The organism is Kineosporia sp. NBRC 101677 (assembly GCF_030269265.1).
GTDB classification, from domain to species: domain Bacteria; phylum Actinomycetota; class Actinomycetes; order Actinomycetales; family Kineosporiaceae; genus Kineosporia; species Kineosporia rhizophila.
Genome location: NZ_BSTA01000034.1, coordinates 1 through 1,520, shown reverse-complemented (window position 1 = coordinate 1,520; position 1,520 = coordinate 1). Strand labels below are relative to the sequence as shown.

1 protein-coding gene is annotated in these 1,520 nt (G+C 67.0%); it reads right to left on the bottom strand.

What is annotated here, in order from left to right; translation table 11 throughout:
* Positions 1-66: 66 nt before the first annotated feature.
* Positions 67-1,458 carry an IS701 family transposase gene (locus QSK18_RS35605; RefSeq protein WP_285628971.1) on the bottom strand — a complete coding sequence of 464 codons (1,392 nt, stop codon included), beginning with the start codon at positions 1,456-1,458 and terminating at the stop codon, positions 67-69.
* Positions 1,459-1,520 lie beyond the last annotated feature (62 nt).

The window sequence follows — 1,520 nt, the reverse complement described above, 5'->3', positions numbered from 1 at the left end:
TAGTAGTGCTTTGTTAGGTTGGTACGAGTTGGTGGCATTGGGGGCAGATCCCGCGCCAGGTCGCGATCAGGTACTGGAGTTCGCGGAGGATGGCGTAGAGAGTGGGAGCTGCCCGCTGGCTTTTGGGTGGGTGCTTTCTGGGTCGTGATGGGTTGTGTGTAGGCGTAGTTCGGTGAGGAAGAGCTGGGCTGCGGTGACGAGGGTGGCGTGGCGGTGCCAGCCGGTCCAGGAACGGCCTTCGAAGTGGTCCAGGCCGAGGCCGTCTTTGAGTTCGCGGTAGTCGTGCTCGATGCGCCAGCGGATCTTCGCCAGCCGGACCAGTGTTTCCAGGTCGGTGTCGAGGGGCAGGTCGCTGAGCCAGTAGTCGCTGGGTTCGGCGGCCAGGCTCCCGTCGGGCAGGGGCTGCCACTCGGTCAGCAGCCAGCGTTCGGGCAGGACCCCGTCCGGGCCTGGAGTGGTTCCGCGTCCGGCCGGGCGGACCCGCTGGGCCAGGAAGAAGCCACTCATCGCTGCGTCAGGATTGGCTGGGCCGGCGCGGGTGCCGTTGCGCCAGGTCACCTCGGTGCGGACGGCCTGCTCCTGGGCGAGGGTCTCCAGCGCCAGCTCTTTCAGGGTGGGTGCCCGCTCGGGATAGACCGCCCGCCCGTGCGGTGGCCTGCCCAGACCGGCATACGTTTTCGTAACCGGCAGGGCCTCGGGGCGGTGGGCGCTGGTGTTGAACGTGGTGGCCACGACATAGGCGATCTGGCGGTCGCTCAGGCCCTGACGGAACGCGCCGATCTGACCGTAACCGGCATCGCTGACCAGCAGCGGGCAGATGTGCCCCCAGCCGGCGGCCTCATCGATCATCTCCAGGGCCTGCTGCCACTTGGCCCGATGCCGTTCATCATCAGGGATTTTCGCTCGGGCCCGGCGCCGGGCGACGGCCTGGGCCTCAGCCTCCCGTTCCTGGCGCTGCTCGTCGCTGAGGCCCTCAGCGCCGGAATCGACGAGGGTTTCGTCCCAGGACTGCGGCAGATACAGGCGCCAGTCCAGGACACCGGATGCCTGGTCGGTGACCGCGTGCAGGCTGACCGCGATCTGGCAGTTACCGACCTTGCCCAGCGTCCCGGAATACTGACGGGCCACCCCGGGCGAGGCCTTGCCGTCCTTGGCGAACCCGGTGTCGTCGATCACCCACGCCACCGGGCCCACCACCTCGATCACCCGCGCGGCGACCTTGCGCCGCACCGCCACGAAGTCCCAGGTCGATGACGTCATGAACTGCTGCAACTGCTGGTGATCCACACCCAGACGCTCGGCCATCGGCTGCATCGACTTGCGCTTACCGTCCAGCATCAGCCCACGCACATACCGGGCCCCGGCCGCCTGCTGATCCACCCGCTCAAGCCCCGAGAAAATCTCGGACGTGAACTCCTGCAGCCGTTTCCGCACCCGCTCCAGTTCGCCCCTGTCCACCCCGGTAGTCAAACAGCTCCGGACAGAACAAACAAGTCAGAAGCGGATGTAACAAAGCACTA